Raw genomic sequence first — 19,843 nt, 5'->3', positions numbered from 1 at the left:
TCAGATCGGGCATATCTGATATGCTGAAGGAAATGATCGCGCATATGGTTGCTGAAACCGAAGACAGAAGCATGTTGCGGCGCCGGGAACGTATTGCGCGCCGGCAGCGCTCGCTTATCTGGCGCCGGTTGTTTTCACCGATCCGTCGGGTTTTGGGAAATTATGTTTTTTCCAGCCTGACCAAGCGTATTCTGTTTCTTAATCTTGCGGCGCTCGCGGTTCTGGTATCCGGCATTATGTATCTCAACCAGTTTCGCGACGGGTTGGTTGATGCTAAAATTGAAAGTCTTCTTACGCAGGGTAAGATTATTGCAGTGGCTATTGCTTCATCTGCAACAGTAGATACTAATTCGATTATGATCGATCCGGACAAGTTATTGGAATTGCAGGCGGGCCAAAGCATTACTCCGTCGCCTGATTCGCCTGATAACTGGGAGTTTCCGATTAATCCGGAAAAAGTGGCGCCGTTATTGTTCAGCCTGATTTCGCCAATCAACACCCGTGCCCGTATTTATGATTATAATGCCAACATTATGCTGGATTCGCGTCATCTTTATTCACGCGGCCAAGTGTTGAGTTACGATCTGCCGGTTTTATACGAAGATAATCCAAGTTTCAGCGAACGCATCAGTTTGTGGTTCAATAATCTGATCAATCGAAACAGCCTGCCGCTTTATCAGGAGCAGCCGGGTGGTAATGGATCTGCCTATCCCGAGGTGATCAAAGCACTTACCGGCTCTGCCGGCACAGCACAGCGCCGTAATGAAGAGGGTGAGCTGGTGGTATCGGTTGCGGTACCTATCCAGCGTTACCGTGCCGTGCTTGGCGTATTGCTGATGTCGACTGAAGGCGGCGATATCGATAAAATTGTACGTGGCGAGCGTAATGCTATCCTGCGTGTGTTTGTTGTGGTGTCACTGGTCATGGTGATCTTGTCGCTGTTTCTCGCATCGACAATTGCTAACCCCTTGCGAAAATTGTCAGAGGCTGCTGACCGTGTACGCCACGGCATTAAGGGGCGTGTTGAAATTCCTGATTTTTCAGATCGTCAGGATGAAGTTGGCCATCTGTCCACATCTATCCGCGATATGACGAATGCGCTTTATGCGCGGATTGAGGCAATCGAAAGTTTTGCCGCCGATGTTAGCCATGAGCTGAAAAATCCGCTGACGTCTTTACGAAGTGCAGTTGAAACATTGCCTCTGGCCAAAACTGAGAGTGCAAAAACCCGTCTTCTGGATGTTATCCAGCATGATGTGCGCCGGCTTGACCGGTTGATTACCGATATTTCTGATGCTTCAAGACTCGATGCAGAACTGGCGCGTGAACATACAGATCGCGTGGATATGCAAGCACTGCTGAACAATATTGTTAAGGCCGCACGTGAAGTGCGCCGCAATAAAGTTGGCACAGAAATTTTACTGAATATTGACGCGCTGCCTAATGGCGCCAAAGGGTTTTATTTGCGCGGGCACGATTTGCGTCTTGGTCAGGTTGTTTCTAATCTGATTGAAAATGCGCGTAGTTTTGTACCGGAAGATAATGGTGAGATCAGAGTTTCGTTAAAACATCTGGGTACAAAAATTCAGGTCCTGGTTGAAGATAACGGCCCCGGCATCGGCGCTGAAAATATTGAACGAATTTTCGAGCGATTTTATACGGATCGTCCCTCTTCAGAAGCTTTCGGTCAAAACTCAGGTTTAGGTCTGTCAATCAGTCGCCAGATTATTGAAGCACATGGCGGCACGCTCACAGCCTCGAATATTACAGAGTCTGAAAACCCTGATATCTGGCTGGGTGCACGTTTCTTGATAGAGCTGCCCGCCGAAATACCGGAAGTGGCCGGCAAGCGTCAGCGCGGGCAGGCTGCACAACATACCGAGAGTTAATTTAACGGGTCATGACAGGTCAATGAGTGGGGGTCAGCGATGAGTGAGCAGCCGTTTGTATTTCATGCGACCTCACTGGTTTTGGGTTCTTACGGTATCTTGCTGTGTGGCCCTTCAGGATCCGGCAAGACCTCGCTGGCGCTGACATTGATTGAACGAGCGCATATGGCGGGTAGGGTTGGTACCTTAATTGCTGATGATCAGACAGTTCTGAGTGTTTGTGATCAAAAGCTGATGGCTTCTACACCGCCAGCGATTGCCGGTGCGATTGAAATTCGTGGCGCCGGTTTATTTTCAGTTCCTTATCAGCCGGAAGCTAAAATCGACCTTCTGGTTGAGTTGGTGGCTACAGCGCAGGCTCCGCGCTATCCGGCAGACAGTAAGCGCGAGCTTGCAGGATTAATGATACCTGTTTTGGAGTTACCGCGATTGGCTGGTGCATACGATTCGCTCCAATGTGCAAGAGCCATTGAAGCTACATTATTCATGAAACGGTGGGGTGATGGTGACCTGTCGCCGCTTGATTAATGGTTTTCTGCTTGATTTATAATGTAAATAGCGTGTCTGGTGCGGCATAACAGACTAAACTTGTGGCAGTTATTATTTTTTGCTTGCACAGATGTTTGGCAATGCCAACATAGCAGGTCAGGGTCACTAGTGAGGCTTTAACGAAAATTTATCAATTTTCGTTATCGTTTTATGTTTTAACGGGCAATGTGTTTGCATTGCTGTCTCAAACAGAAGCTTTTTGGCTGTTATTTTGTGAAAGTGACAAATGAAAGCCACCGGCGGGAGCAGTTTTATAATGATCGGACTCGTGCTTGTTACGCACGGAAGGCTGGCCGAAGAGTTTCTTCATGCGGTTGAGCATGTTGTCGGCCCTCAGGAGCATTTCGAAACCGTTTGTATCGGTGCTGATGATGATATGGAAAAGCGCCGTGAAGATATTGTTGCGGCAGTGAGCCGTGCTGATCAGGGGCAGGGTGTTATTATCTTGACTGACATGTTTGGCGGCACACCTTCCAATCTGGCAATTTCGGTGTTGGATGCAGGCAGGGTTGAAGTTATTGCCGGTGTTAATTTGCCCATGCTTATTAAGCTAACAAGCATTCGCCAGTCAGGCGATATGGAAGCATCCTTGCGTGAGGCGCAGGATGCGGGGCGTAAATATATTAATGTTGCCAGTCAGGTACTGACAGGGAAGTAATGTTTTAGGTGCTGACGAGTGATTATAAGTCAGGTGCTGGCGGGAAAATCAACATGCCTCATATTATAGTCAACGGCAATTTTGAGCCGGATCAGGCGCAGAGCCGCCAGCTCACCATTGTGAATAAACGTGGCTTGCATGCGCGGGCCTCGGCAAAATTTGTACAGCTGGTTGACCGTTTTGATGCTCATGTGCGTGTTGAAAAAGATGGCATGAGTGTAGGTGGAACATCAATTATGGGGCTGATGATGCTGGCCGCTTCTCCCGGATGCTGTATTCAGATCAGTGCCAGCGGCGTTGAAGCCATCGCAGTTCTTGATGCGTTGGAACAGCTTGTTGCCGATAAATTTGGCGAAGAATGCTGATCTGACCAAACGCGATCTTTGAAAAGCATCGGTTGATCCGGTGCTTTTTTGGTTTCAGGTGTGAACAGCGCATTCCGACATATCTTTAGTCTTTTTGCAATATAAAGACATAAAGATTGCTTTATATTTTTTATTTGAGCCGTATTGTTTGATCTGCTACAAATTATTCTCAATGGCAATTGTAACAGTTGAAAGCGGAGCTCAAATGTCTGTATCGCAGGAATATATCATCAAAGATATTGCTCTGGCTGATTGGGGTCGCAAGGAAATTATCATTGCGGAAACCGAGATGCCGGGTCTCATGGCCTCGCGCGAGGAGTTTGGGCCACAGCAAGTGCTGAAAGGCGCGCGGATTTCCGGCTCGCTTCATATGACAATCCAAACTGCGGTATTGATCGAAACATTGCAGGCGCTGGGCGCTGAGGTGCGCTGGGCATCATGCAATATTTTTTCAACGCAAGATCATGCTGCTGCTGCAATTGCAGCGCAGGGCACACCGGTTTTCGCCATTAAGGGCGAAACGCTGGAAGAATACTGGACCTATACCGATAAAATTTTCCAGTGGCCGGATGACCAGCCGTCAAATCTTATTCTTGATGATGGTGGTGATGCTACCATGTATATTTTGATCGGTGCTCGTGCTGAGGCCGGTGAAGATGTCTTGTCAAATCCCGGCAATGAAGAAGAAGAGATCCTGTTTGCGCAGATAAAAAAGCGCATGGCTGAAACACCGGGCTTTTTTACCCGTCAGCGGGCGGCTTTGCTGGGTGTGACTGAAGAAACAACAACCGGCGTTAACCGTCTTTATCAGTTGCAGCGTGCCGGTCAGCTGCCTTTTCCTGCTATTAACGTCAATGACAGTGTGACCAAGTCAAAGTTCGACAATAAATATGGCTGCAAGGAATCGCTGGTTGACGGTATTCGTCGCGGTACAGATGTAATGATGGCCGGTAAAGTGGCTGTGGTCTGCGGCTATGGCGATGTGGGTAAAGGCTCGGCGCAGTCGTTGTTGGGTGCCGGTGCACGCGTTAAAGTTACAGAGGTTGATCCGATCTGCGCATTGCAGGCAGCAATGGATGGTTTTGAAGTTGTGACGCTGGATGATGCCGCATCAGAGGCGGATATTGTCATCACCACTACCGGCAATAAAGATGTGATTACCATCGAGCATATGCGCAAGATGAAAGACATGGTGATTGTCGGTAATATCGGCCATTTTGATAATGAAATTCAGGTCGGTGCCCTGCGTAATTTACAATGGACCAATATCAAACCGCAGGTCGATATGATCACGTTTCCGGATAACAAACGTTTGATCCTGTTGTCAGAAGGGCGCCTGCTCAATCTGGGTAATGCTACCGGACATCCGAGCTTTGTGATGTCGGCATCCTTTACCAATCAGGTATTGGGACAAATCGAGCTTTATACACGCGGCGAAAATTATGAAAATCAGGTCTATGTGCTGCCAAAGCATCTCGATGAAAAGGTTGCTCGTCTGCATCTTGCCAAGCTTGGTGTAAAACTCACTGTGCTTTCTGAGGAACAGGCCGCATATATCGGTGTTTCACAGCAAGGTCCGTTCAAGTCTGACCACTACAGATATTAACCTTGTCTTAATTAACATACCACATGTTGAGACCGGAAGGATTGACAGCCTTCCGGTCTTTTATTTTGCGCGCATTTTGCTTCAAACTGATTCCCGCTGCTTGTATTGTGCTATGATTCGAATGGTTCGGAATTTACGAAATTTGATATAGCTTGCTGTAAATTGAGCATCTTTATGCCCTGAAAGCTCTGCTCTGGCGGAAATTCAGGATATAAAGTTAGAACTGATGTTTTGAAACAAAGATTAAACGGCTGTTATGGTCGTAACGGAGAATATTAAGGCATGTCCAATGTCAGCTCATTACGAAATGTCAGGTCTTTTATCGGCCGCAATTTTCGCAAAGCTCTGGCGGTAACAGCCTCACTTTCTGCTTTGTTAACAGCCTCACAAGTTTCAGCCCAGAGCTATGATGTCGGTCGTATTCCAATGCCCAATGGCGGCACACTCGGCCCCAATGAAGTGGTTCAATTTGCCATTGTTGTCGGTGTTACCGGCGCTGCGCTGCTCTCTGTCAGCTGGATTATCCGCAGCCGTAACCGTGTTAATCGTGAAAATAATGCTTTGCGCGCGCGCGTTGCCGATTTGAGCCACGCTGCCACACGCACAGAAACACTGCTTAACCTGAAAGATCAGCGCATTATTGTCTGGGCCGGCAGTGAAACCGCAAAACGCGGAACCCAGAGCCAGAATACTCAGACCGAAGTGCTGGGGCAATTGCCGGTTGCCAGTGGTGTGCCACAGGATCAGGCGGCATTTTTAAGTTTTGGCCGTTGGTTGCGCACAGACTCAGCTGTTGCACTGGAGCGTGCAATTTTATCGTTGCGCGAATATGGTCGCTCATTTGATTTTCTGGTTGAAACCAATAATGGCACAATGCTGGAAGTGCAGGGCCAAACCACCGGCGCCTATGCCATTACCCGTTTTATCAATGTTGATGGTGTTCAGGCCAGAGCTGCGCAATTACAGGCGCAAAATAATGAACTGAGCGATACGCTGACAATGCTGCATGCATTGCTGAACCGTCTGGATCAGACCGTGTGGACACGCGACGTCTACGGGCGTCTGAACTGGGCAAACAATGCCTATGTGCAGGCCGTGGGTGGCAATGATCTGGAACAGGTGCTGCAAGAAGGGCGTGAATTGCTCGGCGAACAGGCACGCCAGAAGATCGAGCGCGAGCGGGTTCTGTCCAATGATCCGTCTGCGGTATTGAGCCATCAGCCTGATATGGTGCAGGCCAATTTGCAGCTAAGCCAACCGGTATCATCTATCGCAACCTTTCGCGATCGCTTGGCAACTGTTATTGCCGGTGACCGGCATATGCTGGATGTGGCTGAGGTTTCCTGCTCGGCAGGTTCTGCCGGTTTTGCTGCCAATATGAGCGATCTGGAACAGGTTAAAGCAGAGTTGCAGCGCACATTACGCAGCCATGCTGAAACACTGGATCAGCTCTCGACTGCCGTGGCAATTTTCGATCCGGAAATGAAGCTGCAATTTTTCAATCAGGCTTTCGCCAAATTATGGTCGCTCGACATTGCCTATCTGGAAAGCCATCCGAGCAATGCAATGGTGTTTGACGGTTTGCGCAGTGATGGCAAATTGCCGGAGCAGCCTGAATGGCGACGTTGGAAAGAATCCATGCTGTCGGCCTATCGTGCCGTTGATCCGCAGGAGCATTGGTGGCACCTGCCGGACAGCCGCACATTACGTGTGGTGGCTAATCCGCATCCGCAAGGCGGGGTAACCTGGTTCTTCGAGAATATGACCGAGAAATTCGATCTTGAGAGCCGGTATAATACCCTGATGAAAGTGCAGGGTGAAACTCTGGATCACCTTGCCGAAGGTGTGGCGGTATTTGGAGCAGACGGCCGTATTCGCTTGTCCAATCCGGCTTTTGCCGAACTGTGGTCAGTACCAGCCGCAATGGCGGTTGAAGGCACCCATATTTCCGTCATCCGTAAACTATGTGCCAAACTCACTGATGACCGCCATTGGGATGAGTTCGTGTCTGCGGTCACCGGTTTTGCCGATAAGCGTGAGGCCACGCAGGGGCAGGCTGAGCTCAGCAATGGCACAATCTTGTCTTATGCTGTTGTGCCATTGCCTAAAGGCCAGATGATGCTGACCTTTGTTGATGTGTCAGATACTGTGCATGTGGAACGCGCGCTGAAAGACAAGAATGAAGCGCTGGAGCTTGCGGATCAGATCAAAAATGATTTCGTTCAGCATGTGTCTTATGAGCTGCGCTCGCCGCTAACCAATATTATCGGCTTTACTGAATTGTTGCAGACACCGGGCTTTGGTGAATTGAACAATCGCCAGCGTGAATATCTTGAGCATATCAGCACATCATCACTCACATTGCTGACCATTGTGAATGATATTCTTGATCTCGCAACAGTGGATGCGGGCATTATGGAGCTCGATGTCAGTGATGTACCGGTGCGTGAGGCTGTCACTGCTGCCAGTGATCGTGTTGCCGACCGGCTGCGTGAGCATAATATCGACCTTGCGGTTAATATTGACAGTGAGATCAGAAGTTTCCGTGGTGATGCCAATCGCGTTCATCAGGTGCTGTTTAATATTTTGAGCAATGCTGCCAATTATGCGCCGGAAGGCTCGCAAATCAGCCTTACCGCACATCTGGATAGTGATCACATTCTGTTCAGTGTTCATGATGATGGTCCGGGCATGCCCAAAGAAGTGCTGGATACCGTGTTTAAACGCTTTCAGTCGCATAGCAATGGTGGTCGCCGTCGCGGCGCTGGGCTTGGTTTGTCGCTGGTTAAAAGCTTCGTGGAGTTGCATGGCGGTACGGTGGATATCCGCACGATGCCAAATTCAGGCACCACGGTTATGGCGAGATTTCCGATCGAGGCACGCCTCTATCGCGCTGCTGCGGAATAAGTCCGGGTGTGTTATAGCCCATCGTGTAAAACACATTTTGACACCGTGCTTCTCTCGTTCTGAAGTGCGGTGTTTTTAATAACGGAATCTGTAATGGCTGATGATCAGGACAGCAGCACCCTCTATACGGTAGAGCTGGTGTTGGAAAATGAAGCGGAGATGGTCCGTTTTGCTGAAGATATTGCTCTGGCACTGGCCAAAGGCGATCTGGTGACCTTAAAAGGGGATCTTGGTGCCGGCAAATCCACTTTGGCGCGCGCGGTGATCCGCACGCTGGCCGATGATGATTTGTATGAGGTTCCAAGCCCTACTTTCACGCTGGTGCAGACCTATCCGGAGCTCCGCATGCCGGTTGCTCATGCTGATCTTTACCGCCTGTCTTCACCTGAAGAGCTGGATGAACTGGGGCTGGATGAAGCACTGGAAACCGGCGCTGTTCTGGTTGAATGGCCGCAGCAGGGCGAAGGGGTTTTGCCGGATGCAACAATTGCCATCAGTATTGATCATCACGGAGACGGCCGTAAACTCCTGATGGAGGTAACAGCCAAAGCTGCGCGACGGATTTCCCGCTCATTGGGTATCCGTAACTTTTTGAATAAATCACGGCGTATCAATGCCAGCCGCCGGTATTTGCTGGGCGATGCTTCGCCGCGTGGTTATGAGTTGATTGCCAGCGCCGGTACAAGTGAAATTTTAATGAATGCACCGGCAATGCCCTATGATCCGCCGGTTAAAGACGGGCGCGCCTACCGCCAGATTGCCCATCTTGCAGAAAATATGGATGCCTTTGTGGCGTTGGATGGCTTGTTACGCGAGAAGGGGTTCCGGGCACCGGAGATTTTAGCATTGAACCTTGATCGCGGCTTTTTGCTGATGGAGCATTTAGGCAGTGAGGGCGTGCTGGATGCTGAGGGGCAGCCGATCGCAGAACGTTATGAGGCGGCAGCGCGGATGCTGGCGCATCTGCATCAGCATCAGTGGCCGCAGATAATTGCAGTGAGTAAGGAGCGCGAGCATGTGCTGCAACGCTTTGATCGCGATGCGATGCTGATTGAGGCTGAGCTGTTGCCGGTATGGTATACACCACATCAGCGCGGGCAGGCTCTTGATGCATCGCAGTTGAAAGCTTTCGAGCAAGCTTGGGACAGCGTGTTTAAGCATCTGGAAACCGCAGAATACAGCCTGCTGATGCGTGATTATCATTCGCCGAATATTTTATGGCAGTCAGATGCAACGGGTATGGACCGGATCGGGATTATTGATTTTCAGGATGCGATGATCGGCCCGTCAAGCTATGATCTGGCATCACTGGCCATGGATGCGCGGGTGACAATTCCAGAAACCCTGCAAGACAATATTGTGGCTGCCTATTGTGATGAACGGCACAAGCTGGATAAGCCCTTTGATGAACAGGCTTTTCTTGCTGCTTATGCGATTATGGCAGCACAACGGAATACTAAAATTCTTGGTATTTTTGTGCGCCTGTACAAGCGCGATGGTAAGCCGGCTTATCTCAAGCATCTGCCGCGTATTCGTGCCTATGTGCAGCGGGCATTACAGCACGAGGCGCTGGCGCCTGTTAAGCAGTGGTATGATGATAATGGTCTGTTGCAGGATTGAGCGCTGATGAGCAATAATCAAAAATCTATTCCTGATCATGCTATGGTACTGGCCGGTGGTCTTGGTACACGCATGCGCCCTTTAACGCTTGATGTGCCTAAGCCGCTGATCTCTGTAGCCGGCAGAACCCTGATTGATCGCGGGCTGGATGCGCTGGTTGCAGCGGGTGTCAAACAGGCGGTGGTCAATGTGCATTATCTGGCTGATCAGCTGGAGGCGCATCTGCAAAACCGCAAAGATCTCACAGTTGTAATTTCTGATGAGCGTGAGCTGCTGTTGGATTCTGCCGGCGGTATTATCAAAGCATTGCCGCAGCTGGGGCAGGCGGCGTTTTATATCCTCAATGCCGATACATTCTGGGTTGATGGGCAAGGCTCTAATTTACAGGCACTGGCACAGTTCTGGGATGAGAGCAAAATGGATATTGCGTTGATGCTGGCAGATAAACATCATGCTACCGGTTATGATGGCCGCGGGGATTTCCATTTGGCAGCAGATGGAAAATTATCCCGTGTTGCGCCAGATCAAAATTCGGATTTTATCTATGCCGGTGCGGCGCTGGTTAATCCAGAATTATTCGCGGGACAAGAGGTTAGTGTTTGTTCTCTCAACCGCTATTTTGATGCCGCAATTGCAGCAGGCAGGCTTTACGGTATGGTGATGCAGGGACATTGGCTGACGGTCGGAACTCCGGAGGCCATCGATGAGGCAGAAGCCGCATTGGGCAAACTTGCTTCCCCAATCATTGCATAAAAAAATAAGCATCTTGGAGATGGATTTATGAGCGAGCGGCGTCCGCGTCTTTATTCCATACCTGCGGGTACGGCCTTTCTGCCGCGCTTTGCCGATGCATTGCTTAATGGCGAGTTGATTGAGGGGTTTGGTGCCGATCGCTCAAATCCGCTGGCGCTTGCCAGCGCCACAATCTATGTGCCGACCCGGCGTGCCGGACGTGCCTTGCGCTCGCTACTGGTCGATAGGAATCCGGCTAACTCAGCATTATTGCCATCTATTCGTCCGCTTGGGGATGTCGAGGAAAGTGCCGCACTGTTTGACAGTGCGGCAGCCGAGTTTTTGCAACTTGCACCACCTATGAGCGAGCCTGAGCGGTTATTGCTGCTTGCACAATTGGTACGGCCGTGGCGTGAAAGCCTGCCATCACATATTCGTGCGCTGTTTGGCACTGAGGATATTGCCATACCGGCCACGACAGCGGATGCAATTTGGCTGGCGCGTGATCTGGTGCGGCTGATGGATCAGGTTGAAACCGAGGGCGCAAGCTGGACTGAGCTCGGGCTGATAGCACCCGATGAGCTCGCCGACTGGTGGCGTGTAACGCTGCAATTTCTGGAAATTGTTACAAGAATCTGGCCTGATGTTTTGCGTGAGCGAAACCGCTCGAATGCGTCGCAACATCGTAACTGGCTGATTGATTTTGAAATCCAGCGGATGATTAAAAATCCGCCACAGGGCCCCGTAATTGTGGCCGGCTCCACCGGTTCTATTCCTGCAACGGCTAAACTCGTTGCCACAATCGCCCGCTTGCCAAAAGGCGCAGTGGTGTTTCCCGGACTTGACCGCGACCTTGATGATAAAGCATGGACGATGCTGAGCGATGGTTTGAACAACCCGTCGACCTATGGTCATCCGCAATATGGTTTGCGTAAACTTCTCGATCATATGCAATGCCGGCGTGAAGATGTGCAGCATCTGGAGGCTGCTGATACGGCTAAGCGTATGCGTGAATATCTGGTGAGTGAAGCGCTGCGGCCTGCTGAAACTACGGATCAATGGGGTTCATTGCGTCTTGACCCGCAAGCCGTGCAGGCTGCCATGCACAATGTATCGCTGATTGAAACGGCTAATGAGCGTGAAGAAGCGCTGGCGGTATCCTTGGCCTTGCGCGAGGCAATTGATGCGCCTGATAAAACAGCTGCATTGGTAACCGTTGACCGTAATCTGGCGCGGCGTGTGGTGTTGGAACTCACGCGATTTGGCATTGATGCCGATGATTCCGGCGGTAAATTGCTGCGTGATATGGATGCCGCGATTTTGCTGCGTCTGCTGATTAAATGTGTGTTTGAGCCGGGCGATCCGGTGGCATTGCTGGCGCTGGCCAAGCATCCGCTGGTACGTCTCGGGCAAAAGCGTGGTGATCTGCGCCGCTCCGCTGAGATGCTGGAGCTGGTAGCGCTGCGCGGTGGCACAGGCAGAGCCGATATTGCCGATCTGCGCGGGTTTCTTGATCGTAAACTGGAAGAAGCCGCAAGCAAGATTTATGCACCGGCTTGGCAGAATAATATTACCGTAACAGAACTGGAACATTTGCATATTTTTTGTGATGCAATGTCAGAAGCTGTGGCACCGCTGACAGATATGATCAAAATTCAGGCGCGTATTGAAGTGCCGCAGATTGTGCGTGCCTGCACGCAGGTTTTGGAAAATCTGGCACGTGATATCGATGGCACGGTGCATCTGCTGTATCAGGGGCAGCAGGGCGAGCAGTTCGGCGCCTTTTTGCGGCAGCTGATTGCTGCAGATACCGGATTGGATTTTCTGCCTGAAGAATGGCCGGATATGCTGGAAGCATTGATGGCCAATGAGATTGTTAAGCCGCATCCGGGCGGGCATCCGCGCGTATTTATCTGGGGCGCGTTGGAAGCACGGTTGCAGACGGTTGATACGGTGGTTATCGGCGGGATTAATGAGGGGATCTGGCCTGCCAAAACCCGCAATGATCCATTTATGTCGCGGCCGATGAAAGGCATGATTGCCCTTGATCCGCCGGAAGTGCGCACCGGTCTGGCTGCCCATGATTTTGCGATGAGTATGGGTATGGAGCAGGTGATATTTTCGCGCTCACAACGCTCTGAAAGCGCGCCGACTGTGCCATCACGCTGGCTGCAACGGCTGGAAACTGTTGTCGGCAAACATGTCACCGCAATGATGCGTAAACGTGGCGGTAAATATCTGCATTGGGCGCGTTTGCTGGATGTTAGCCCCGATGTGCCGTTTGTTTCACGGCCGGAGCCAAAACCACCCGTTGAGGCACGGCCTAAGCGGTTCTCGGTCACAGAGATTGAAACATTGCGCCGTGACCCCTATGCGATCTATGCCAAGAAAATTCTTAAACTACGTGCCCTTGAGCCGCTGATCCGTGATCCTGCAGCGGCAGAGCGCGGAACATTGTTCCACGATATTCTGGCTGAATTTACCCGTCGCAATATTGATCCTGTCAGCCCGCAGGCACCGGAACTGTTGCTGGAGATCGGGCGCGGCGCTTTTACTGACACGGATTTGCCGCCGGAAATTGAAGCCGTATGGTGGCCGCGCTTCACCAGTATGATTCCTGAGTTTTTGGGCTGGGAGCGTGAGCGTGCCCACCAGATACGTGAGCGGCATGCGGAAATTGCTTCAGAGCCTGTGCTTGTGGAGCCGCTCGATATTACTCTGTCAGGCCGTGCCGATCGTATTGATGTGCTGCGTGACGGTACCACGGTTGTTATCGATTACAAGACCGGCTCCACACCATCCGTTCGTCAGGCGCATGTGCTGCTATCGCCGCAATTGGCGCTTGAGGCGGCCTTGTTGCGCCGCGGTGCGTTCAAAGATATCGGCACAAGTGATGCAGAAGATTTGCTCTATGTGCGCCTGCAGGGTGGCGGTCGGGTAAAGCCGGAATCCATTCTGATTTCTGATCGCGGCGCTAGTATTAAAACCGCTGTGCAATTAGGCGAAGAGGCATGGATGCGCCTTGGTGAATTGCTGGCTGAATATAATCGTGAAGAGCAGGGCTACCGCTCCCGCGCTTTACCGTTTCGTGAAAGCGATCTGACCGGCGATTATGATCATCTGGCACGGGTGCTGGAGTGGTCGGCGGGTGGTAGTGATGCCGATGGTTCAGTAAGCGGAGATGCAGAATGAAACTGAAACTGATCATCCCGCAGGAAACCATAGATGCGCAGACACGGGCAGCCAATCCGCAGGATTCAGTCTGGGTGTCTGCCAATGCCGGTTCCGGCAAAACCCATGTGCTGACAGAGCGCGTTATCCGGCTGTTGCTGGAGGGTACAAATCCGTCGAAAATTCTGTGCCTGACTTATACCAAGGCTGCTGCCGCTGTGATGCAGAACCGCGTTTTCATGCGCCTTTCAGAATGGGCGGTGCTGGATGATGCAGGATTGAGCGAAAAGCTCGAACTGTTAGAAAAGCGCAAGCCTGATGCCATTCGTCTGGAAATTGCGCGTCGTTTGTTCGCGCGTGCATTGGAAACGCCGGGCGGGCTGAAAATTCAGACCATCCACGCTTTTTGTGAATCGATCCTGCATCAGTTTCCGCTTGAGGCCAATATTGCCGGCCATTTTGAGATGCTCGATGATATGATGCAGACTGCGCTGGTTGGCGAAGCCCGCCGGCAATTGCTCGAAGTGGCCTCTACCTCTGCCTATGCCGGTCTGGCTGAGGCCTTTGCCACTGTGCTCGAAACGGCCGGTGAAATGGGGCTTGAGACATTGCTCGATGAGGCAGTATCCAAACGACATGCACTGCATGAGTTTATCCGCCAAACCGGTGTGGCAGAAGCGCGTCAGGAAATTTTCTATCGTACATTTGGTTTCGACCCGGATGAAACGGAGGCGGATATTCTTGCCGGCCTTTGGCCCGTTAGCGAGTTTTCATCAGCCACCTTTGATGCGGTGATGAATTTACGCAAACCCGCAGCACGCGCGCAAGATATTGTGCTGCAATTGCGTATGATCAGGCCTGAGACTACCCCTGCGCAATTGCAGGATATTTTGCGAAAATCTTTTCTGAAAGCAACGGGTGATCCGAAAGCCGGATCATGGGTGGCAACCGCAGCGGTTAAAGCCGAATTGCCGGATTTTGAAGAAGATTTTAATCGTGTCGCTGCGCGTATTCACGCCGGACTTGACCGGCTGAAAATGCTGAAACTTATCCGGCTTAATCTTGCAGCCTTTGTGCTGATTGATGATCTGTTGTCGCGCTATGAGAAGATGAAACGCAATCGCGGACTACTCGATTTTGATGACCTGATCAACCGCACTGTTTCTCTGCTTGCCCGCGAGGGGGCTGGCATGTGGGTGCAGTATAAGCTTGACCGTGGGATTGATCATATTCTGGTCGATGAAGCACAGGATACCAGCCCCGAGCAATGGCGCGTGATCAATATGTTGTCAGCGGAATTTTTCTCCGGTTCCGGTCAGCGTGATGTGCGCCGTACATTGTTTGCGGTGGGCGATGAAAAGCAATCAATCTATTCGTTTCAGGGCGCACGGCCTGAGGATTTTGCCGCAACCGGAAAAACGGTTGCGCGCATGGCCGAGCGTGCGGAGCTGAGCTTTGAAAAGGTCAGCCTTAATTTCTCTTTCCGATCAACACCTGATGTGTTGTCAGCAGTGGATACGGTATTTTCACGGCAAGAGGCATTTCGTGGCTTGGGCATTGAGCCGCAACCCACCATTCATTCTGCCATCCGTTCAGGAGATGCCGGTGAGGTAGAAATCTGGGATATTCTGACACCAGAAAAAGCTGAGGAAGAAGAGGATTGGCGCACGCCGATCGATCAGCTGCCTGCACCGGCGGTTAAGCTTGCCGAGCAGATTGCCTCAACCATCCGCCATTGGCTGGATAATGACGAGCTGATTCCGGGTAAATCGCGGCGTATGGAGCCGCGCGATATTATGGTGCTGGTACGCAAGCGTGATCAGTTCATGCCTGCACTATCGCGTGCGTTGAAAAATCGCGGTGTACCGGTGGCTGGTGCCGACCGACTGCGTCTGACCAGCCATATCGGTATTAAAGATCTGATGGCGGTGGGGCGCTTTGTGCTGCAACCGGCAGATGATTTGTCATTGGCCAGCGTGTTGAAAAGTCCGCTCTTTGGTCTGAATGAAGAGCAGCTTTACCGGTTGGCGCAACCGCGTGCTGTACGGCAAACGATTTATGCGGCTATGGAGCAGCTGGGCGCTGGTACAGAGCCGGATGCAGCGGCATGGCAGGCTTTGTATCTGAAATTACGCCGCTGGCGCAATATGGCCGACAATATGCCGGTTTTCGAGTTTTATTCCCGTATTCTCGGGCAGGATGGCGGACGGCGTAAATTATTGGCGCGGCTGGGGCCTGAAGCCGGCGATGTGATTGACGAATTTCAAAATTATGCTCTGGCTATGGAGCGCAGCGGTTTGCCAGGCTTGCAGGCCTTTTTGGAAACACTGGAAGCAGCAGCACCCGAAATTAAACGCGAACTTGACCAGAACCGTGATGAGGTTCGTATTATGACCGTGCATGCCTCCAAAGGTCTTGAGGCTGCAGTGGTCTTTATGGTCGATCCCGGTAATGCTGCGTGGTCTGCGGGCCGCGCACCCAAACTGCTGGCCTTTGAGATGCAGGAACCTGATGGTTATCAGGGCAAGGGCTTTCTTTGGCAGCCAAATAAGGATTATGGCACCGGTTTCACCGCAGAATTGCTGGAGGGGCTTAAAACCCGCTCTGAGGAGGAATATCGCCGTCTGCTTTATGTGGGCATGACACGTGCCGAGGATCGTTTGATCCTGTGCGGGTATCGCGGTGAGCGTGAGAGCGAAAACACTTGGTTAAGACTGGCTGCCGATGGTTTAGGCGATGAGGCAGTGGCTTTTGATCATCCGGTAGACGGTGTCAGCGCACGGCGCTATCGCAAAACGGCGCTCGGTACTGTGGAAATACAGGAAGCTGATATACCCGATGAGGCAGAATATCCGCCACTGCCGGAGCGCTATCGTCAGGTTTTGCAACCGGAGCCCGGTTTGCCCCGCCCGTTAACGCCATCTGGTGCGTCTGCGCTGATTGAGGCTGATACTGAGTTGCCTTTGCGCAGCGGCTCCCCTGTTCTTGAGACTGCAGAGGCCAATGCTGATGATTCCGGCAGGCAGTTTGGCCTGCGACGTGGTATTGTTATGCACACATTGCTCCAGCGTTTGCCGGATATTGCACCAGATCAGCGTGAACCACTGGCACGGCGCTATCTGAATATTGCCGGTGCGCAATGGAGTGCGGCGCAGCGTCAGAAAGCGCTGGATTCGGTGATGGCGATTTTTAATGATCCGCAATTTGCACCGGTATTTTCAACGGCCTCACAGGCTGAAGTCGCCTTGATGGGCAAACTGGAGCTGCGTGGCAAGTTACAGGCAGTTTCGGGGCAGATTGATCGCATCTGCATTGAGCCTGATCGGGTTTTGATTGTGGATTATAAAACCAACCGGCCTCCGGCACGTAATGTCGAAGAGGTGCCGCCTGCTTATGTAACGCAGCTTGCGCTTTATCGCGCGCTGGTCGCGCCGCTTTATCCGGATAAACGGGTAGAGGCCGCGCTGTTATTCAGTGAGGGGCCATATCTGATTACCCTGCCTGAGACGCTGATGGAGCAGGCGCTGACTATGCTGGGCAAAGCGGCCGTAACTTCCGATGTAAGTCAGAGTGATGAAAACCATATTGACCTTTCATCATAATGACACCACATATGAGCTAATAATTGCATTCATAGCCGGTCATGACCGGTGTAACGAAAAGAGGAAACCCGATGGCGACCGTTACAATCAATAACAGCAACTTCGAATCCGATGTTTTGAAATCAGCGGAACCTGTTGTGGTGGATTTTTGGGCCGAATGGTGCGGTCCGTGTAAAATGATTGCACCGGCACTGGAAGAAATTGCGACAGAAATGGCCGGTCAGGTGAAAATCGCCAAGGTCAATATTGACGAAAATCCAGAACTTGCTGCCCAATATGGTGTGCGTTCAATTCCGACGTTGCTGCTGTTCAAAAATGGTGAAATCGCTGCCAATATGGTTGGCGCAGCACCAAAAAGCCGCTTGGCTGACTGGATCAAAGCATCATCTTAATTCAGGTGTGAATTAGATAGTAAAAAGCCCGCATAGCTGAACTATGCGGGCTTTTTGTCGTCATTATTGCAGTTTATTGCGGTGGGGTTTTATTGACCGCCAGCACATCGCCTGCCAGATACAGCGAGCCGCCGATTAGAATGCGCGGGGCAATTGTATCGTCTTTGGTTAGTTCCTGAATGGCTTTTAGCCCATCCGTCACACTGGCAACCGGCACTGCGGTTAAACCGGCACGACGTGCCGCGTCAGCCAGAGTTTCATGATCAATGCCTGCATCGCTGGAGCTGATGGCAACGGTAAAGACCCGCTTTGCCATGCCAGCAAAGGCTTCAAAATAGCCAACCGGATCTTTGGTATTTATCATACCGGTAATCATATACAACACACGCGGATCACGGTCTTCAAGCTCGGCTAAGGCCTCAGCGATAACCAAGCCTGCGCCCGGATTATGGCCGCCATCAAGCCAGATTTCAGCTTTTTCCGGTGCGTGGCGAATAAGCTCACCTTGCGTCAGCCGCTGCATGCGAGCAGGCCAGCTAACATTGGTCATCGCCTGTTCCACAGCCTGATCGCTTAAAGCAAAACCGGCCTCGCGCACAGCTTTGATCGCGGCGCTGGCATTGGCAATCTGGTGGCGTCCAAGCAGGCGCGGCAAGGGAAGGTCAATCAACCCGCTTTCATCCTGATAGACCATACGACCATGTTCTTGATAGGCAACAAAATCCTGACCGAAAACACTGACCGGACAATGCAGCCGGTCGGCAATATCAATAATGACCTGTCGCGCATCATCACTGCTCTGGAAGCCGATAACCACAGGGCAGCCACGCTTGATAATGCCGGCTTTTTCTGCAGCAATGATTTCCACCTGATCACCGAGATAGGACTGATGATCGAGCGACACGGGCATGATCAGTGAAACGGCAGGTTTGGTAATCACATTGGTGGCGTCAAATCTGCCGCCAAGGCCAACCTCAAGGATCACAGCATCGGCAGGATGCTCGGCAAAAAGCACAAAAGTAACCGCAGTCAGCAGCTCAAAAACGGTGATCATATGCTCACCATTCGCTTTTGTTACCCGCTCTACAGCATCAGAAAGTGTTGCATCATCAACCAGCTGACCGGTTTCGCCTTTGCGGCCAATCCGGTAGCGCTCGTGCCAGTTCACCAGATGCGGCGAGGTATGCACATGCACCGCCAGACCTTGGGCCTCAAGCAGGGCACGGGCAAAGGCCGTTGCAGAGCCTTTACCATTGGTGCCTGCAATATGAATAATTGGCGGCAGTCTGTCTTGCGGGTTACCGAGATCTGCCAGCAGCCGGCCAATGCGCTCCAGCGAAAGGTCAAAGCCTTTGGGATGTTTTTCCAAAAGCCGCTCAATCCTCTCGGAGGCGGTCTGGCCGGTATGCTGTGTCATAATGCTGATCTTTTAAGCTTTGGCTGGTGCGGTTTCAGCCTGTGGTTCTGCCACGATTTTAGCAACAGTTGCTGGCTTGTTCATCATGATTTTGAGAATGCGTGAGACTGTTTCTTTCATCTCAAGACGCGAAACCACCATGTCGATCATGCCGTGATCAAGCAGGTATTCCGCACTCTGAAAACCTTCGGGCAGCTTTTCACGGATCGTCTGTTCAATCACGCGTGCACCGGCAAAACCAATCATTGTGCCGGGCTCGGCAATATGAATATCGCCAAGCATTGCATAAGATGCGGTCACACCACCAAAAGTTGGGTTGGTGAGCACAACAATATAAGGCAGGCCTGCTTCTTTCAGCATTTCCACGGCAACAGTGGTGCGCGGCATCTGCATCAGCGACAGGATACCTTCCTGCATACGTGCGCCTCCAGAAGCGGTAAACAGAACCAGCGGGCGGTGCTGTGCAATTGCTGTTTCAGCGGCTTTAACAATCGCATCACCGGCAGCCATACCAAGCGAACCGCCCATAAAGGCAAAGTCCTGCACAGTGGCTACAATCGGCAGACCTTCAATCGTACCAAGCGCATTGATGATACAGTCATCCTGGCCTGTACGGTTACGATAGTCCTTCAAACGATCAATATATTTCTTTTCGTCGCGGAACTTCAGCGGATCAATCGCAACTTTCGGATTTTCCAGTACTTCATATTTGCCGTCATCAAAAAAGAAGCGCAGACGGTCTTTGGCCGGAATACGCATATGATGACCGGAAGCAGGGATAACCCACTGATTGCTTTCCAGATCTTTATGAAAGACCATTTCACCGGTTGACGGGTCCTTGATCCAGAGATTCTCCGGCATATCCCGACGCCCCAGCATGGAGTTGAGCTTCGGGCGGACATAATTCGTAATCCAGTTCATATGGGCTTTCCGTT

General features: G+C 51.5%; 13 protein-coding genes. 11 read left to right on the top strand and 2 right to left on the bottom strand.

Annotated features, from left to right (window positions below):
- The first annotated feature begins 44 nt into the window (after nucleotides 1–44).
- The 11 genes from MP213Fo_RS07485 (at nucleotide 45) to trxA (ending at nucleotide 17,491) form a co-directional block, all read left to right on the top strand.
- A complete protein-coding gene (locus MP213Fo_RS07485) occupies nucleotides 45–1,889 on the top strand; it encodes a stimulus-sensing domain-containing protein (protein ID WP_421091063.1) in 1,845 nt (614 codons plus the stop codon).
- Between the two features lie 39 nt (nucleotides 1,890–1,928).
- The gene (locus MP213Fo_RS07480; protein ID WP_421088458.1) at nucleotides 1,929–2,417 is read left to right on the top strand and encodes an HPr kinase/phosphorylase; all 489 of its coding nucleotides are present in this window, start codon (nucleotides 1,929–1,931) and stop codon (nucleotides 2,415–2,417) included.
- Between the two features lie 277 nt (nucleotides 2,418–2,694).
- Nucleotides 2,695–3,096, top strand: coding sequence for a PTS sugar transporter subunit IIA (locus MP213Fo_RS07475; protein ID WP_421088457.1), 402 nt, complete (start codon nucleotides 2,695–2,697; stop codon nucleotides 3,094–3,096).
- A 53-nt stretch (nucleotides 3,097–3,149) separates the two neighbouring features.
- A complete protein-coding gene (locus MP213Fo_RS07470; protein ID WP_421088456.1) occupies nucleotides 3,150–3,461 on the top strand; it encodes an HPr family phosphocarrier protein in 312 nt (103 codons plus the stop codon).
- A 205-nt stretch (nucleotides 3,462–3,666) separates the two neighbouring features.
- Nucleotides 3,667–5,067 carry an adenosylhomocysteinase gene (gene ahcY, locus MP213Fo_RS07465; protein WP_421088455.1) on the top strand — a complete coding sequence of 467 codons (1,401 nt, stop codon included), beginning with the start codon at nucleotides 3,667–3,669 and terminating at the stop codon, nucleotides 5,065–5,067.
- A gap of 282 nt (nucleotides 5,068–5,349) precedes the next feature.
- Nucleotides 5,350–7,974 carry an ATP-binding protein gene (locus MP213Fo_RS07460; protein WP_421088454.1) on the top strand — a complete coding sequence of 875 codons (2,625 nt, stop codon included), beginning with the start codon at nucleotides 5,350–5,352 and terminating at the stop codon, nucleotides 7,972–7,974.
- A gap of 93 nt (nucleotides 7,975–8,067) precedes the next feature.
- Complete coding sequence (gene tsaE, locus MP213Fo_RS07455; RefSeq protein ID WP_421088453.1) at nucleotides 8,068–9,594, top strand: tRNA (adenosine(37)-N6)-threonylcarbamoyltransferase complex ATPase subunit type 1 TsaE; 1,527 nt, start codon at nucleotides 8,068–8,070, stop codon at nucleotides 9,592–9,594.
- Between the two features lie 6 nt (nucleotides 9,595–9,600).
- Entirely contained in the window at nucleotides 9,601–10,347 is a 747-nt protein-coding gene (locus MP213Fo_RS07450) for a nucleotidyltransferase family protein (RefSeq protein WP_421088452.1), read from the top strand.
- A gap of 27 nt (nucleotides 10,348–10,374) precedes the next feature.
- On the top strand, nucleotides 10,375–13,518 hold the full coding sequence (gene addB, locus MP213Fo_RS07445; protein ID WP_421088451.1) for a double-strand break repair protein AddB: 3,144 nt from the start codon (nucleotides 10,375–10,377) through the stop codon (nucleotides 13,516–13,518).
- On the top strand, nucleotides 13,515–17,099 hold the full coding sequence (addA, locus tag MP213Fo_RS07440) for a double-strand break repair helicase AddA (RefSeq protein WP_421088450.1): 3,585 nt from the start codon (nucleotides 13,515–13,517) through the stop codon (nucleotides 17,097–17,099). The genes addB and addA overlap by 4 nt, the downstream gene beginning before the upstream one ends.
- Nucleotides 17,100–17,170: 71 nt before the next feature.
- Nucleotides 17,171–17,491: a thioredoxin gene (gene trxA / locus MP213Fo_RS07435; RefSeq protein WP_421088449.1), complete on the top strand. Its 321-nt coding sequence runs from the start codon at nucleotides 17,171–17,173 to the stop codon at nucleotides 17,489–17,491.
- A gap of 73 nt (nucleotides 17,492–17,564) precedes the next feature.
- Here trxA and MP213Fo_RS07430 read toward each other — a convergent pair whose 3' ends face one another.
- Entirely contained in the window at nucleotides 17,565–18,908 is a 1,344-nt protein-coding gene (locus tag MP213Fo_RS07430; protein ID WP_421088448.1) for a bifunctional folylpolyglutamate synthase/dihydrofolate synthase, read from the bottom strand.
- 12 nt (nucleotides 18,909–18,920) lie between these two features.
- A complete protein-coding gene (gene accD / locus MP213Fo_RS07425; protein WP_421088447.1) occupies nucleotides 18,921–19,829 on the bottom strand; it encodes an acetyl-CoA carboxylase, carboxyltransferase subunit beta in 909 nt (302 codons plus the stop codon).
- Nucleotides 19,830–19,843: the final 14 nt, after the last annotated feature.

This window comes from Pseudochrobactrum mosebachae (assembly GCF_048914685.1).
In the GTDB taxonomy this organism is placed as follows: Bacteria; Pseudomonadota; Alphaproteobacteria; order Rhizobiales; family Rhizobiaceae; genus Pseudochrobactrum.
Note: the sequence above shows the minus strand (reverse complement) of the source record. Positions and strands in the feature narration are given on the sequence as shown.

What these genes read in the sequence shown, in the direction of transcription:
- addA (WP_421088450.1), top strand. Translation starts at nt 13,515, where the DNA reads ATGAAACTGAAACTGATCATCCCGCAGGAAACCATAGATGCGCAGACA.
- tsaE (WP_421088453.1), top strand. Translation starts at nt 8,068, where the DNA reads ATGGCTGATGATCAGGACAGCAGCACCCTCTATACGGTAGAGCTGGTG.
- MP213Fo_RS07470 (WP_421088456.1), top strand. Translation starts at nt 3,150, where the DNA reads ATGCCTCATATTATAGTCAACGGCAATTTTGAGCCGGATCAGGCGCAG.
- MP213Fo_RS07430 (WP_421088448.1), bottom strand. Translation starts at nt 18,908, where the DNA reads ATGACACAGCATACCGGCCAGACCGCCTCCGAGAGGATTGAGCGGCTT.
- trxA (WP_421088449.1), top strand. Translation starts at nt 17,171, where the DNA reads ATGGCGACCGTTACAATCAATAACAGCAACTTCGAATCCGATGTTTTG.
- addB (WP_421088451.1), top strand. Translation starts at nt 10,375, where the DNA reads ATGAGCGAGCGGCGTCCGCGTCTTTATTCCATACCTGCGGGTACGGCC.
- MP213Fo_RS07480 (WP_421088458.1), top strand. Translation starts at nt 1,929, where the DNA reads ATGAGTGAGCAGCCGTTTGTATTTCATGCGACCTCACTGGTTTTGGGT.
- MP213Fo_RS07460 (WP_421088454.1), top strand. Translation starts at nt 5,350, where the DNA reads ATGTCCAATGTCAGCTCATTACGAAATGTCAGGTCTTTTATCGGCCGC.
- ahcY (WP_421088455.1), top strand. Translation starts at nt 3,667, where the DNA reads ATGTCTGTATCGCAGGAATATATCATCAAAGATATTGCTCTGGCTGAT.
- MP213Fo_RS07450 (WP_421088452.1), top strand. Translation starts at nt 9,601, where the DNA reads ATGAGCAATAATCAAAAATCTATTCCTGATCATGCTATGGTACTGGCC.
- MP213Fo_RS07475 (WP_421088457.1), top strand. Translation starts at nt 2,695, where the DNA reads ATGATCGGACTCGTGCTTGTTACGCACGGAAGGCTGGCCGAAGAGTTT.
- MP213Fo_RS07485 (WP_421091063.1), top strand. Translation starts at nt 45, where the DNA reads ATGGTTGCTGAAACCGAAGACAGAAGCATGTTGCGGCGCCGGGAACGT.
- accD (WP_421088447.1), bottom strand. Translation starts at nt 19,829, where the DNA reads ATGAACTGGATTACGAATTATGTCCGCCCGAAGCTCAACTCCATGCTG.